Raw genomic sequence first — 15,314 nt, forward strand, 5'->3', positions numbered from 1 at the left:
CCTGGCAAATTACATAAATATTCTCCCTTAGCGATTTTTGCCGTAATCACCGCCTCAGTAAATTCTTGTGTTATGATGGTGGGAATATCTAACTATTATTCAGTAATAATTCTGTGTGGTGAGAAATATTACTAATATATCTGCCAACAAAATGGCGAAACCTTGGCAATGGTTAATTGGTACAGTAATTATATTTGTTGGCGGTGTCGTTCTGATTTCATGGTTGTTTGCGACTCCTGATAACTTATCGATTCAAGAACAACTACAATACAGAAATCAGGCATTAACTACAATTGCGATCGCCTTTTTGGGATTGGGTTTAACTATCCATGCCTACTATACCGTAAAACGCATAGATGCTATACAAAAAAGTGCGATCGCGGCGGAAAAAAACCTCGAAATTAGTCTGCAAAATGTCAAACTATCACAAGATAGATTAATTTCAGAACGCTTAATGTCAGCTATTGCCCAACTAGGACATGAGAAAATGGCTACCCGCACCAGTGCCATTTATGTCCTAGAAAAAATTGCCCAAGATTTTCCTCAAGAACATTGGACAATTATGGAAATTCTCACAGCATTTGTGCGAGAAAATGCTGATTTAGAAGCAGAAAACTACAAAGAAGAAAATACAGCCACCTCTTTAATTCAGCCAAAAAACTATGAAGATGATCATCTAGAAGAGTTTCCTAAACTGCGTCGAGATATTCAAGCCGCATTAACTGTAATTGGTAGGCGTAATTCTCAACAGGATGACGCAGATAAAAAACTGGATTTGCGATTTACAGATTTAAAGCGCGCAGATTTATTAGGGACTGATTTACAAAGAGTAGACTTGCGCGGAGCAGATTTAAGGGGAGCAGATTTGCACAGTTGTAACCTCAGTGATGCAAATCTCGAAAACGCTAAACTATCTGGCTGCTTTCTTTATGAAGCCAACTTAGTAAGAGCTAATTTACAAAGTGCAAATCTCCAAGGTGCAAACCTCAACCGTGCAGATTTGTATGGTGCGAATTTACGAGAAGCAAATCTCACAGGGGCTAGCCTGCGTGCAGCGAACTTGCAAGGTGCTAATCTCTACAAAGCCAACTTACAACAAGCCACATTAAAAGTAGCAAATTTAACCAATGCGAAATTATTTCTTGCTAACCTACAAGGGGCGAAATTAGGGAAAGCTAATTTGTCTCTTTGTGGTTTGATTGGAGCGAACTTGCAAGGAGCTAACCTCAATAGTGCGAATCTGTGCGGAGCAAATTTAAATGCTGCTAAATTAACACAAACAGAAATTATTTTTGCTGACTTTACAGAAGCTAGTTTAACCGAAGCAGATTTATCTAAAGCTAATCTTATGGGTACAAATCTGCAAAAAGCCAACCTTTACGAAGCTAACTTGAGCCAAGCCAATTTAGTGGGAGCAAATTTAGCCGAAACTGACTTTTTTGATGTCAAATTGGCGGGAGCGATTCTGACAGGCGTGAAAAACCTAGTATCTCAACAACTTAGTCTAGCAATTGGCGATCGCACCACGAAACTACCTGATCACATCGAAATTCCCATACATTGGCGACAGTCTAGTTAAAACTCTGCACTATGTTCTTTATCCCAACACTTGTTATTTATCCAGTTGCGCCCAGTATTTTCACAGTCTAATTTACTGTTAATCCAGGGAATTGAAGTAGGATAACTCGATTGCTCGACAGCACCACCATTAAAAATAAAAGACTTAGCGACTAAAATACTAGCTGTTAAAACAGTAGCAGCACAAATTGTATAAATAAAAACTTTAGTAAACGTCTCTCCATCAAATCTACTGTCTTCGGTTTCTAGAGGATTGATCATAATAATGACTCGACTTTTTTTAGAGGGGGTTATTAATAATAATCAGTAGCTAGATATAATTAAATGCAAAGAGCATCAACAATCAATACAGTAAGGTTTACTCTCTTAACGTTAATTTTGTCAAAAAATTTGCAATTTTCTGTAATCTGATAACTATCCGCACCATAGGAATGAATAAAATCTCTGTTCTAGTAAGTCTTGTAGCTGAACCTGATTAGTCCCAGGTTTAATCAGTAACCATAAAAAACTTTAACCAAAAAAAATAGTCAAAATAATATCAAGAAATATTGCTAATCATTGCTATTTTGTTGCAATTACCGAATATATAGGAGTCCGATTTGATTTCTGAAAAATATTAGTATGTGTAGTGGCGTGGCAAGGATAAAATCGTGTATTAGATATAGGTTGGGTTTCCTTACGTCAACCCAACATAGATATCAGTCTTGGGTTTCGCTTTGCTCAACCCAACCTACAATTTTTTTGCAACATTTAAGGCTTGCCACGCTACTACCTATCTACGTATCTGTTCAAAAATCAAGTATGAATCCTGTATAAAGATAAGTATAAGATTACTATAGATTAAATCTAGTATTTCTACGTAAGCAGATTCTTATTGTTTTTATAAAAAATATATTAAGTCAAGATAATGTAATGTCAAATTCTCGTAAATCGAGATGAATCAAATTGAATTAAATAGAGTATCGGTCATTCTTAACACAATGAGTTAAGTTAGTGCTAATTTCAATCCGCTTTTAAGTAACCGTGCTGTTAGTTCATCTGACTTCAACAAACAATCGTAATTCAGTCTTACGTTCTGGGATCAAGCCGCAATTTCATCGACAGGAATATCCCAAAGGTGTATTTGCTATGCCGGTAATTCCTGATTTCTACATTTCTCATCAATGGTTAAGGGAACTCAAGCGTTCTGGACAACGGAATATTTGTGGTGTTTATTTTCGCATTCCTGATGAGCAGGAAGTCTATGTCGGACACTATAATCGTCAGCACTTACATATAACCGTTGCAGAAGCAGCCGGAATTATCATGCAGGCGAAGAATCCCCAAGGGTATGAAGTCTTCATTCCCCGTAAAATCGCTGCTAATGAGATTAAGCATATTAAAGCTTTACCGCAAGTCTTAGGCTGGCGATATTATCCAGAAGCGCATGGAAAGAAACCCTGTGGATGTCCCGTCTGTTTATTGAGGGGGGAAATCAAATCGCGGAAAATTCGCCAAGCTTGGGAAGAAGGATAGTTATTAGTCATTAGTCATTAGTCATTAGTCATTAGTCATTAGTCATTAGTCATTAGTCAGTGGTTATTAGGGGCGGGTTCTGTGAGAGATTTACGTTGTTAAAAAGATATTTTGGTTAAGAGACTTCTAGAAAATAAATTATCCAATTTCCGAGAGAGAAGATTTTGATTTTTCCCCCTGCCCCCTGCTCACCACAGCGACTGTATATTTTTTTAGTTGAAAGTCCCTAAGCCTGCCTGTACATTAGTCAATAGTCTCCCTTGTCATTGTTGAGTGGGTTGTGGGAAAAGTTTCTCGATCAATTGTAAATGCGCTTCTATTAAGGGCATATTTTTAACTGCGAAAGCTTTCAAATCTTGATCTTCACCTAGTTGCAGCAGACGACTACTAAAGATTAAATTTTCCATGTGAGTATTAATACCAGCTTCATTAATGTACGCCTGATCAAAATTTTCGCCGGATAATTTGGATAACTGCTCAATTAAGGCTTGATATTTAACTCCTACATTGCTAGGTGGAGTGATTCCTTTTTGAGTGAGTAATTGCATTAATTCTTGATTTGCAGGTGTATGGTCTTTGATCATTTGCTGGGCATACTCTTTCACATTATTATTCTGAGACTTCTGTAATGCTAATTTAGCCATTTCAATTTCTGCCATTCCAGCTTGAGCCGCTTCTGTGGCGTACCATCTATCAAGTTGAGTTAGTTGGCTAGTTGCAGAAACAGGATTTTGGCTGATATTGGTAGCGGTTGCTTGGGGGTTGATTTGTAGATTACCAGTGATGGCGATCGCCGCACTTAATCCTATAATGCTAATCAGATTGGTCGTTCTTTGTAAAAATCGCATTTTCTTAATTAGTTTGAAAAGAAATTTAGACATAATTACCAACTTGTTGCCAAAATTTCAATATGAGTCAATGACTCTTGTCCAACACTTTTATTTAGTAAGTTAATTATCTTGAATAGCTCTAACCTCTATCAAATGAAATGAATTAATAGTTACGATCAACTATAAAAAGTCATGTATTTTAAACTGCTAACATAGTTAACATTATTTCACCAACGAGCAGAGCTATAGATTAAATTAATCTAACTCTCAGGGATGATGTAGGCAGCAACTATTTTTTAAATAAATAGCAGTATTCTCATCATAAATTTCCTGTCAATATATGAAAGCTAGAGATAAATCAACAATAGGAAAAGCAGCATCCTTGCAGACAAGAAATACATCTAAGCAAGCTGTAAATACTCCTGATATTCCAGGACAGAGCCAAAAAATATCTACAAATGATAGTTTCGCTATCTTGCTACGCGGTTTGTTGATTTTAGGGTTGTTAGCTATTTTGTTTGTGGCTGCTATTTACTACGGCATTATCAATCCTTAAAATCAGGCATCAATTGCCTTAAAGACATTCTTTTTTGGGAAAAATACCTATCATTTCTAAAATTTAGCGAAATATGATGTGCAACCATAAAGTTGACAAAAAAATATTGATTTTTAGATTTAAGCTCCGGTACAAAATTATTTAATAGTAATCTCTTCCTCTGGTGTGATGGAAGTAGTAGTGGATTTTTTTAATACTCCTATCAAGACTAATTACATCACATTGCCTAGAAAATATAGGTCTTAAATTAGCCTGATGTATCTCCGTAAATACCAAGTTTGCTATCAAAATTGCCGAAAATTACTAGCACATTCACAATAGCAACTTGGTTTAGTACAGAAGGATGTGATCAACATACATGGCAGTAAAATATCCTAAATTTAGCCAGGATCTGGCTCAAGATCCAACGACGCGGCGTATTTGGTACGCAATGGCTCAAGGTAACGACTTTGAAAGCCATGATGGGATGACAGAGGAAAATTTATATCAAAAAATCTTCGCTACTCACTTTGGTCATGTAGCGATTATTTTCCTCTGGGCTTCGAGTTTATTGTTTCACGTAGCTTGGCAAGGTAACTTTGAACGCTGGATTCAAGACCCCTTACATATCCGTCCCATCGCCCATGCGATTTGGGACCCGCACTTTGGTAAACCAGCTGTAGAAGCTTTTAGCCAAGGCGGTGCTAACTATCCAGTGAACATTGCTTACTCTGGTGTTTATCATTGGTGGTACACCATTGGGATGCGAACCAATAATGATTTATACATTGGTTCGGTGTTCCTATTGTTATTGGCGGCGTTATTTCTCTTTGCTGGTTGGTTGCATTTACAACCCAACTTCCGCCCTAGTTTGACTTGGTTTAAAAGTGCTGAACCTCGGTTAAATCACCATTTGGCGGGTTTATTTGGTGTCAGTTCTTTGGCTTGGGCTGGTCACTTAATTCATGTCGCCATTCCTGAATCCCGTGGGGTTCATGTGGGGTGGAATAACTTCTTAACAACCTTACCTCACCCAGCCGGCTTAACACCGTTCTGGACTGGTAATTGGGGTGTGTATGCTCAAAATGCTGATACAGCAGGACATATCTTCGGTACGTCTCAAGGTGCGGGAACAGCGATTTTGACGTTTTTGGGTGGCTTTCATCCCCAAACACAATCTCTGTGGTTGACTGATATGGCACATCACCATTTAGCGATCGCAGTTATTTTCATTATCGCCGGTCATATGTACCGCACTAACTTCGGTATCGGTCACAGCATCAAAGAAATGCTCAATGCGAGAAATTTCTTTGGTATCCGCACTGAAGGCCAATTTAACCTCCCCCACCAAGGACTTTACGACACCTACAATAACTCTCTGCACTTCCAGTTAAGTATTCACTTAGCAGCTTTGGGAACAGCCGCTTCCTTGGTAGCCCAGCATATGTACTCCCTACCGCCTTACGCTTTTATGGCGAAGGACTACACCACCCAAGCGGCGTTATATACCCACCATCAATATATTGCTGGTTTCTTGATGATTGGGGCTTTTGCCCACGCCGGAATATTTTGGGTGCGGGACTACGACCCCGACCAAAACAAAGGTAACGTGTTAGACCGCGTCCTCCAACACAAAGAAGCGATTATCTCTCACTTAAGTTGGGTGTCGTTATTCCTGGGTTTCCATACACTGGGGTTATACGTTCACAACGACGTGGTAGTTGCCTTCGGGACACCAGAAAAGCAGATTTTAATTGAGCCGGTATTTGCTCAATTTATCCAAGCTGCCCACGGTAAATTACTGTATGGCATGGATGCACTATTATCCAATCCTGATAGTATTGCCTTTACAGCCTATCCCAATCATGGCAATGTCTGGCTACCAGGGTGGTTAGATGCAATTAACTCTGGGACTAACTCCCTATTCTTAACTATTGGCCCTGGAGATTTCTTAGTTCACCATGCGATCGCACTTGGTCTACATACCACTACACTAATCTGTGTGAAAGGTGCATTAGATGCCCGTGGTAGTAAACTCATGCCCGATAAAAAAGACTTCGGCTTCACTTTCCCCTGTGATGGCCCTGGTCGTGGCGGTACTTGTCAAACCTCCTCTTGGGAGCAAACCTTCTACCTCGCCTTTTTCTGGATGTTGAACCTTTTAGGCTGGGTGACATTTTACTGGCATTGGAAGCATTTAGGTATTTGGCAAGGTAACGTTGCCCAATTTAATGAAAACTCTACCTACCTCATGGGTTGGTTTAGAGATTATCTCTGGGCGAACTCTGCACAGTTAATTAATGGCTATAACCCTTACGGTACAAGTAATTTATCTGTGTGGGCGTGGATGTTCCTCTTCGGACATCTAGTTTGGGCGACCGGTTTCATGTTCTTAATTAGCTGGCGTGGTTACTGGCAAGAACTAATTGAAACCCTAGTTTGGGCGCACGAACGCACACCATTAGCCAACTTAGTCCGTTGGAAAGATAAGCCTGTAGCTTTATCTATTGTCCAAGGTTGGTTAGTTGGTTTGGCACATTTTACCGTCGGTTATGTCTTGACCTATGCGGCATTCCTCATAGCTTCAACCGCCGGTAAATTCGGATAAAACCAATTCGCAATTCGCAATTCGCAATTCGCAATGGACTAACGTCCCGCTTCTCTACGAGACGCTACCGCGTAGCTTGCTTCCCCGGAGGGGTACGCTAACGCAATTAATTCAGCTACACACCAAGGGTGTTAGCGGAACGTTGCGAAGTACGGTTTTAAACCTAACTGTTTGTTTCCAAGAAAGTTTCAAATTTCCTCTGATTATTTGCCATCATCCCCCTTTATTGCTATCAAAGGGGGATTTTATTTGGGCATTGTTCCCCTGCCCCCTGCCCCCTGCCCCCCTAGGGCTAATTCATTGACCAAAGCACTTCGATTTCTCTGCCATGATTTAAATCAGCTTTTTTCTCTTTTGACAATGAATTAGCCCTACTGCCTCCCCTGCTTTCCCCATTCCCTAATTCCGAGAACGCACCCTTTCCGGGCTACCAGTGGGAATGGATGCAATTAATTTTTGTGTATATGCTTCCTTGGGTTCGCGGTAGATGCTTTCGGCTGTGCCTTGTTCGACAATTTTGCCACGATTCATCACTAAAATGCGATCGCTCATAAATTTGACGACGCTTAAATCATGGGAAATAAAAATATAAGTGAGTTGAAATTCAGCTTGCAATTCTTTGAGGAGGTTCAATACTTGCGCTTGTACGGACACATCCAAGGCTGATACTGATTCATCACAAATAATAAATTTTGGATTTAACGCTAAAGCACGGGCAATACAAATTCTTTGGCGTTGTCCACCGGAAAATTGATGTGGATAACGGTTCATGGCATCTGCACTTAAACCGACTCTTTCTAACAGGTAAGCTGTGCGTTCACGCCGTTCTTCGCGATTTTTACCAATGGAATGAATAACTAACGGTTCAGCGATCGCATCCCCTACTTTGATTCTAGGGTCAAGTGCGCTAAAAGGATTTTGAAAAATAATTTGCATTTCCCGCCGTAAATTAGGCATTTTATGACCCTTGAGGATTTTGCGGCGGCGCAGTGCTAGTTTGACATCTAAATCTAAGGAAATTTCATCCCGTGACCGCAACCAGTTTTTGGGAGAAATTGATATAGAAGGTGCAAAACCAAAAGCATCGATTTTTTCTGTGATTTCTTGGCCATCAAAGATAATTTGACCGCTTGTTGGTTCAATTAATAATAATAAACTTCTGCCTAGAGTCGTCTTTCCACAACCAGATTCTCCCACTAGACCTAGAGTTTCTCCTGGCTTGACATCAAAAGAAACACCATCAACAGCCATGTGATAGCGTTTTGTCCCTCCCAATATCCCTTTAATGGGAAAAGCTACTTTCAAATCACGCACTTGCAGCAGGGGTGGTTGTGTTTCTAGTTGAATTAATCTTTGGCTAATTTCATGACCATTCACTTCTGGCGGTGCAACAGGTTCTTTCTCTTGAATCAATAATTGTCCTGTAGGCGTTTCCTCCACAGTCATATAATCTGAGACTGTGAGTAACCTTTGGGGACGACGGTTCAGGGTGGGACGACAAGCAACTAAACCTTTAGTGTAGGGATGCTGGGGATGATGGAAAATTTGCTCCGATGCGCCGTATTCTACAACTTTACCTTTGTACATCACCGCCACTTCATCGGCGATTTCTGAAATTAAACCTAAATCATGGGTGATGAAAATCAACGCCATCTCACGAGTTTGCTGCAATTCTCTTAGCAGGTCGATAATTGTGGCTTGAACGGTAACATCTAAGGCTGTGGTTGGTTCATCTGCAATGAGTAACAAGGGGTTGCAAGAAATCGCCATTGCAATCATCACCCGTTGCAATTGTCCCCCAGAAAGTTGGTGAGGGTAGCGTTCTAGCATAGAGTCCTTATGCTGTTTCACCATCTGCACCACCTGATATTCATCAACGGAGGCGTGGGGGTGAATTTCTCGCCAAGTATCGAGGTATTGTTGTTTTAGCTGCTCATCACTAGGTAAAAGTTTAACCTCTTGCAGACCTGCGATCGCTAATTTTTGTGCTTCTTCGGCGGTGACATTTTGATGACGTTGAATGGCTTCTTGGAGTTGAAACCCAATTGTATACACCGGATTTAGGGAACTCATCGGTTCTTGGAAAATCATCGCGATGTCCCCACCTCGGTATAGTTGCATTTCCTGGGGTGGTAACTCTACTAAATTGATGGGATTAGCATCCGCCTGTTGACGAAACCAAATTTCTCCGCCGCTAATTCTACCGGGATACTGCAATAAACCCATCACCGCTAGGGATGTAACTGATTTGCCGCTACCTGATTCTCCTACAATTCCTAGAGTCTCACCGCGTTTGAGTGTGAACGAAATCCCATCTACGGCTTTGATAGTATCCCCATCACCGGAGAATTCTACTTGGAGATTGCGAACTTCTAGGACAGTTTCTCTCATAGGAGTATTGGTATGACTATTGAGTAAAAATTATTTGGATTGTAGCAGTAGTTTTGCATTTAAGTAGCTGTCCTGAACTGCATACACAAGAAAACATGAAAAAGTCTTTCCCTTACACCCTTACACCCCTGTACCCCTACACCCCTTTTTCAAGATAGAACAGCGTAAATATTTGTCTTGAGATGCAGCCATAGTTAGCCCTATCTTAGCAGTAGCGATCGCATCCGTAAAAGTTCCTAGTCAGAACTTGATTTCTGATTTTCCCAATTTCCACAACCCTTGGGAGTTTAAGCATTATTACTGAAGTTATCTTCATATTAAATACATAAAATGATACTGAGTTAGATACTTATACAAGTATGTATATGTCTAAAAATCTTGATAAATTTTATTGGGTATAAATTTAATGAAGGGTTATCCATTAATCATAAATGTAGTAGTTTTAGTAGTTTTATCAACCTATTTTTCACCTGTTTTTGCTCAGTCTCAAAGATACCCAAATAACACAGAGTCCAGAGAATTAATCAGGCGTTTTCATCAAGTTCCATCCAATGTAAATGGTGATAAAAAAGACTTTCGTTCTAGCTTAGAAAAGCAAAGATTAACTTCTTTTAGCAATTCTTGGTCAAAAGTGTTTCCATCTGTAGCACCTTTTCTGGGTACATGGAGAGGATTGGAAGAATCAATCAGCATTTTTCCATCTACTGTTAAAAATAGTGTGTGTATTCTTTATCAAGGGGAGAATAATTCTACAAGTTTTGAAGTTGCCTCAGTATCTAATCGAAAAATAGTTACTAGTAAAGAATTTGGTCGTGCTTATATTATTAAGCAAAAAAATCGTCTAGGTGTAATGGGTATTTATAACAATAGCCCAAATATGTCTGCATTTGAATTTCCTGTACCTTTAAAAAGATTGGAATCTTTACTTAGTGGTAGAGGACAAGACTCTAACAAGATAATTCAACAATTTAAATCATCTGGCTGTACCACATCAAAACCAAATACCTAAGTTATGGCAATTTAGTTTTCAATAGTCAGGTACAAATTAGACTTGACGCAAGATATAAATCTCAGGTGCATTTCTCGTTCTCACAAATCAGAAGATTAGAAAAATTATGAAAATGCGATCGCTCTTAATTATTGGTAGCAGTTTAGTCATGTTGATGGCTAATCACTCATCAGTATTAGCTCAAATTAGACAGCCAACTAATGCAGAACTGAGAAGATTACGCCAAGAATTTCAACAAGTGATTAAATCAGCGATAAATAATAGTGTATCTGCTTCTTATATTCAAGATAGAAGAACTCAAAATGAAAAGAATAACAGAAAATCTTTTGTTAATGCTTGGTCAAAAGTTGAACCCAAATTAGCACCTTTTATGGGTGTATGGTCTGGATACGAAAGTAGCAAGCATATTTACCCTTCAAATATCAGAGGTCGTGTTTGTGTTATTTGGACTAGTGATGGTTCTGGCGGTATGGATACTGGTGTTTTTTCTAATGGATTTATAAAAACTAGCCGGGGAGAAGTGCTATTTAAGGAAGGAAATTACTTAGGTTCAGCATTGCTGAAAAATGGTAAATTTATCCGCAATTATGACATTCCATTCAATTCACCCCGTCCCCTTGGATCACTAACTAAATTGCTTGAATATATGTATGACGCGCAAGCAGAGAAAATTACGGTTTCCCAACAATTTCAAGCTGCTGGCTGTACTACTTCCACAACGATAAACCGATAATTTACGTGCAATATTAAAGAAAAATCGCATGAGAAAAAAGTTATTACTAATAAATCTAGCTACTTTAGGATTGTTGACATCAACAGTTAGCTATGATGTGCCGGCAATTGCGCGTACAGCTAAGATGTCTTTAGAGAAATTTCCGAATGGACGACATTTAATTTGTACGTCCCAACCACCTAAAAATGATGAAGCAATTTCCGTGACTTGTTTTCGATTTCTTAAACAAGGAAATCGTATTAAGGGATATTTTTACATCACTAGAATGTCCGATGGCAGTATTTGTATTGATGGTAAGGTGAAGAAAAATATAGTAAATGGCGAAGCTGTGTATTTTATTAAATATAGAGACGTTGCTTTGGCAGAACGAGAGAGTTCTAAATTTGAAGAGTGGGGATTTAATCCCAGACTACGGACTAGTAGAGCCAGAGCCATTTTAGATCCTAGTGGTGCAGAAAATAACAATTTCATTCATTATCGCAGAATTATCCTAGATTTAAATGGAATGAAACCCTATAAGGAACGCAATCCTGGTATGGGGTATCAAGTAGATTGTTTTCCCTATAGTTGGATGCGTCGTTAACTTGCAAAGTTTGTTTTTGAATCAAAATTATTACTGATAGAGCAAGAAAAATATGCAATTATCTACTATTGTTTCTAGTTTAGCCGTTTTAGCTATAAATTTAAACCCATCCATAGCCAACACCGAAGCCCGATATCATGCAAGTCTGACTGCAAATGTTGCACCACAAATTCAGTCTTTAGTTAAGGAAGAAATCAACAATAAAGCAAGTAAAAAACTACCAGTAATTGGAGTAATTAAGAATCGTAATCTTACAGGATGTGGTGGAAGTTTTCAATTAGTCCAAGACTTTAATAAAAATCTTGATAAATTTATTTTTATATCTCTGGTAGATGGAAATACATTTATGAACTTTAATGGACAAGATATTAAATTAAATCTTATAAGCACAAATAAGGATAAAAAAGTAAACTTAAGAAATGAAATTTATACGGCAAATCAAATAAAAATTAGAGTTGATTATTCACTAATAGAGCCACCTAGTGAAAAAACAGGATATGAAGCATCTATTTATCACGCAAAAGTTACAATTAGTGTAGGTATGAATAGTAAGGTTTTACGATTGAAAGGATATCATGGATGTTAATCAACCAAAAATTGATAATTGTGCATGATTCTTTTTTTAAATGAGCGATCGCCTAAAATTCTACACGAGATATTCCAAGGCATACATCAATGAAATATAAATTAATTTTCGCTCCGCTTATAGTCTTCAGTGTTCAAATAATTGCCAATAGAACACTCGCGCAAGAAATCAAGAAAGATAGTATCGTTCCACCACAAAAAGATGCTGTTGCATTTGCTAAAAGTATCTGTGGAGCAGGTAATTTCACTCAAAAAAAAGGAGTAATTACTTGTAATACTTGTCCATCTTTTACTGGGTATCGAGATGGTACAGGAACTTTAACATCAGTAGTGTATGGCAGTTTTACTAAAGCTGGTACTCGTGAAGCTTTAGTGGATTTGAGTGACTGCGAACCCCATGCTGGTAATTGGGGAGGTACGGTCTTACTCCGACGCACTAATAATGGTTGGTCTAGAGTTAGATATGAAAGTGGATTTCGCTCCAATATGTGTTTGAAAATCACTAACCGCACAGGACGTAATTCTGTTATTTGTCAAGGTTCCTACACAGGTATGGGTTATTTAATCACATGGTTAGACAAATTAGAATTTAATTCTACTAAAACCACAAATACTAATTTATTAAAACTTGAATCTAATACTGGTAGCTGTCGCCCGCCATATTATGAAATGCTGATTCAAGACTTTAAATTACAAGACACTAACCAAGATAAGATTCCTGATTTATTTGTCAAAGTCAGTGAAGCTAGAGGGGCAAATAATACTAATATCAGTGGCTCTGACGGCTGTGTAGAACCGCGTTTAACAAAACCAAAGTACCACCAGTTAACATTCTTATCTAATGGCAACTTATCATTTCGGCCTACCACCAAGACAGCTAACTTAATAAAGCTTTTAACTGTGCAGCAATAAAAATAGGTAAAAATCCAAAAAATTAAATATCCAAAATGAGGTTTACAAAGATATTTTCGTCATGTTTAGGAATCATTTGCATAATTATTTGTTCTCCTGTTTCGGCAAATTCTGATAGGTATCCCACCAGCGCAGAAGTTGAGAGTAAGCGCGGAGAACTTCGCAACCAAATTCAAACTGCAAGTCCTGATGTTCGCACTTTAAAAGAAAAGCGTGCGCGACAATTATTAGTCAGCCATTGGTTGAGACATGATCAAGCAACTGCACAATTTTTAGGCAATTGGTCAGCATTTGAATCATCAATGTCGGTATATCCAGCCAAGACCAGAAATCGTGTGTGTTTGGTTTATATCGGTCTGGGACAAGTTGAGTTTGAACTTGGTCGAGTTGTAGATGGTAAATTACGCAATGCTAGGAAGAATTTATTGTTATTAGAAGGCAATTATCTGGGGGTTGGATCTATTTCAGAAGGTCGTGTATCTATGTATCTGATATATCATTCCCCTAGAGCATTAGCAAGTATTCACAAAGTTGTCTCCGAAGCAACAGAGTCGAGTAATGCTCAAAAGGCTAAATTGATTCGTGACTTTAAAAAATACGGATGTATTAATCCCTAAATATATCAATAATTTTGTCAGGATATAAAAAATGAAATTACGATTTATCGTTTGCTGTGCTATTGGTGTATTATTAGCACTTTCAACTGATTTACCTGGTTTAACCCAACCTAAAACTGACGATACCTCTGCTATTCTTAAGCTGGTACGCCGTGGTTATGGGCCTGTTGATGCTGTTGTCATAATTGATAATTATGCAGCATTAAATTATCGTCTTGGACAAAATACAGGTAAAGTGACTTTAAAGCGTCAAAATGGTATTTGGAAAATTATTGATGGTAATCCTCGAAAATTTGATTATTGTGCGGAAGTTAGTTGCTTAGTAAAAAAGGGTGTACCTGCGAAAGTTGCTAACCAACTTCTCACTCGGTTATCAACTGCACACCAAAAACAAAGTAACGATTTAAAAATTTTTCAAGTAGCTTGGGCTAAAATTCACGGTAATACCGTTACTTTTTTGGGATATTTCGACAACCTCACTTTCCCTGAAGGGAGTTCTGTGTTAACAGTTTCGATTCTACCTTCATATACACCAAATAAAGTTTGTATAGTTGGCATTACAGAAAATTCCCAGTATGTGGAGATTGGTAAAGTTTCAGGAAAAACTATTAATACAGAAAACGAAAAGCTGGTTTTAGGAAAAGACTTATCTGGAGCTTATGATATCATCACATCTGAAAAAAGAAATTTAGAGTTATCCGCGATCGCACCCCCTAATACTTGGTATTTTAGTGCAGACACAAATAAGAAATTAAACCAGGTAGGTTGTACTACTTCTCTGCCAAAAAACGCTCTCAGCACCAATTTTATCCAGAGCAATACTCCAGCCATCAATTATTTTAGCTTTGCTCCTCGGACTATCAATCGTAACCACAACCAACCTAACCCAGAACCAATAAAGTAATAGGGGAAATCTAACCAGGTGAAAGCAGTACCCATTACCATTTTTCCCCACCAAAATGAGCGTATCCAATTTAAAAACGGCGGATGCCACAATTGCAAAAACTCTATTAAGCAAGTAATTACCAACACCCATAAAGGGATTTGCCAAACTGAAGAACGAGTAGGAATCAAAAGAAAGGCAAATAAACACCAAAATATTTCATAAAAAATTCCTCCCATCTCTTGGTTTAACCATCCAACTGAATAACGATAGTGGCTATATAAAAGTCCGATGGGAAGAATAATAGCCAGAGAAAAGATAGTTCGCCAGCGAATATTTGTAAGGAATGACATTATATCGGGATAACAGGGAATTCATCGATTTTAAACCCTATTCCTCTAAGCGTCTAAAAAGCAACAGCAAAAACTCAGTGTCAACTGTTAGAGTAGCCAAAAGAGTATTTTTCTTGACTAGGAAGCTTGCGTGGGACTGATTTTTATAGTACATTTTTACTATAAGCCTGCTGAGAGTAAGC

At 38.4% G+C, this 15,314-nt stretch carries 15 protein-coding genes; 11 read left to right on the top strand and 4 right to left on the bottom strand.

The window, feature by feature from the left end; genetic code table 11:
* The first annotated feature begins 151 nt into the window (after positions 1-151).
* Positions 152-1,579: a pentapeptide repeat-containing protein gene (locus CLI64_RS08620; RefSeq protein WP_192881733.1), complete on the top strand. Its 1,428-nt coding sequence runs from the start codon at positions 152-154 to the stop codon at positions 1,577-1,579.
* Here CLI64_RS08620 and CLI64_RS08625 read toward each other — a convergent pair.
* Positions 1,576-1,839 (bottom strand): hypothetical protein, encoded by a 264-nt coding sequence (locus tag CLI64_RS08625; protein ID WP_103136832.1) that lies wholly within the window; start codon positions 1,837-1,839, stop codon positions 1,576-1,578. The genes CLI64_RS08620 and CLI64_RS08625 overlap by 4 nt on opposite strands.
* Before the next feature lie 762 nt (positions 1,840-2,601).
* On the opposite strand from CLI64_RS08625, the gene CLI64_RS08630 reads away from it, so the two are divergent.
* Positions 2,602-3,093 carry a hypothetical protein gene (locus tag CLI64_RS08630; protein WP_103136833.1) on the top strand — a complete coding sequence of 164 codons (492 nt, stop codon included), beginning with the start codon at positions 2,602-2,604 and terminating at the stop codon, positions 3,091-3,093.
* 263 nt (positions 3,094-3,356) lie between these two features.
* Here the strand turns inward: CLI64_RS08630 and CLI64_RS08635 are convergent, their stop codons facing one another.
* A complete protein-coding gene (locus tag CLI64_RS08635; protein WP_225977539.1) occupies positions 3,357-3,974 on the bottom strand; it encodes a DUF4142 domain-containing protein in 618 nt (205 codons plus the stop codon).
* A 289-nt stretch (positions 3,975-4,263) separates the two neighbouring features.
* On the opposite strand from CLI64_RS08635, the gene CLI64_RS08640 reads away from it, so the two are divergent.
* Positions 4,264-4,479: a hypothetical protein gene (locus CLI64_RS08640; protein WP_103136835.1), complete on the top strand. Its 216-nt coding sequence runs from the start codon at positions 4,264-4,266 to the stop codon at positions 4,477-4,479.
* Between the two features lie 358 nt (positions 4,480-4,837).
* On the top strand, positions 4,838-7,066 hold the full coding sequence (gene psaB, locus CLI64_RS08645) for a photosystem I core protein PsaB (protein ID WP_103136836.1): 2,229 nt from the start codon (positions 4,838-4,840) through the stop codon (positions 7,064-7,066).
* 399 nt (positions 7,067-7,465) lie between these two features.
* Here the strand turns inward: psaB and CLI64_RS08650 are convergent, their stop codons facing one another.
* Positions 7,466-9,457: an ABC transporter ATP-binding protein gene (locus CLI64_RS08650; protein WP_103136837.1), complete on the bottom strand. Its 1,992-nt coding sequence runs from the start codon at positions 9,455-9,457 to the stop codon at positions 7,466-7,468.
* Positions 9,458-9,863: 406 nt separating this feature from the next.
* Between CLI64_RS08650 and CLI64_RS08655 the strand changes: the two genes are divergently transcribed.
* The 7 genes from CLI64_RS08655 (at position 9,864) to CLI64_RS08685 (ending at position 14,800) form a co-directional block, all read left to right on the top strand.
* Positions 9,864-10,466 carry a hypothetical protein gene (locus CLI64_RS08655; RefSeq protein ID WP_103136838.1) on the top strand — a complete coding sequence of 201 codons (603 nt, stop codon included), beginning with the start codon at positions 9,864-9,866 and terminating at the stop codon, positions 10,464-10,466.
* 106 nt (positions 10,467-10,572) lie between these two features.
* Entirely contained in the window at positions 10,573-11,199 is a 627-nt protein-coding gene (locus CLI64_RS08660) for a hypothetical protein (RefSeq protein ID WP_103136839.1), read from the top strand.
* A 28-nt stretch (positions 11,200-11,227) separates the two neighbouring features.
* Positions 11,228-11,782: a hypothetical protein gene (locus tag CLI64_RS08665; RefSeq protein WP_103136840.1), complete on the top strand. Its 555-nt coding sequence runs from the start codon at positions 11,228-11,230 to the stop codon at positions 11,780-11,782.
* A gap of 52 nt (positions 11,783-11,834) precedes the next feature.
* On the top strand, positions 11,835-12,368 hold the full coding sequence (locus CLI64_RS08670) for a hypothetical protein (RefSeq protein WP_103136841.1): 534 nt from the start codon (positions 11,835-11,837) through the stop codon (positions 12,366-12,368).
* An 89-nt stretch (positions 12,369-12,457) separates the two neighbouring features.
* Complete coding sequence (locus CLI64_RS08675) at positions 12,458-13,279, top strand: hypothetical protein (protein ID WP_103136842.1); 822 nt, start codon at positions 12,458-12,460, stop codon at positions 13,277-13,279.
* Between the two features lie 35 nt (positions 13,280-13,314).
* The gene (locus tag CLI64_RS08680) at positions 13,315-13,896 is read left to right on the top strand and encodes a hypothetical protein (RefSeq protein WP_103136843.1); all 582 of its coding nucleotides are present in this window, start codon (positions 13,315-13,317) and stop codon (positions 13,894-13,896) included.
* 31 nt (positions 13,897-13,927) lie between these two features.
* A complete protein-coding gene (locus CLI64_RS08685) occupies positions 13,928-14,800 on the top strand; it encodes a hypothetical protein (RefSeq protein WP_103136844.1) in 873 nt (290 codons plus the stop codon).
* Here CLI64_RS08685 and CLI64_RS08690 read toward each other — a convergent pair.
* Positions 14,731-15,132: a DUF2809 domain-containing protein gene (locus CLI64_RS08690; protein ID WP_103136845.1), complete on the bottom strand. Its 402-nt coding sequence runs from the start codon at positions 15,130-15,132 to the stop codon at positions 14,731-14,733. The genes CLI64_RS08685 and CLI64_RS08690 overlap by 70 nt on opposite strands.
* Positions 15,133-15,314 lie beyond the last annotated feature (182 nt).

It is taken from the genome of Nostoc sp. CENA543 (assembly GCF_002896875.1).
Taxonomy (GTDB): domain Bacteria; phylum Cyanobacteriota; class Cyanobacteriia; order Cyanobacteriales; family Nostocaceae; genus Trichormus.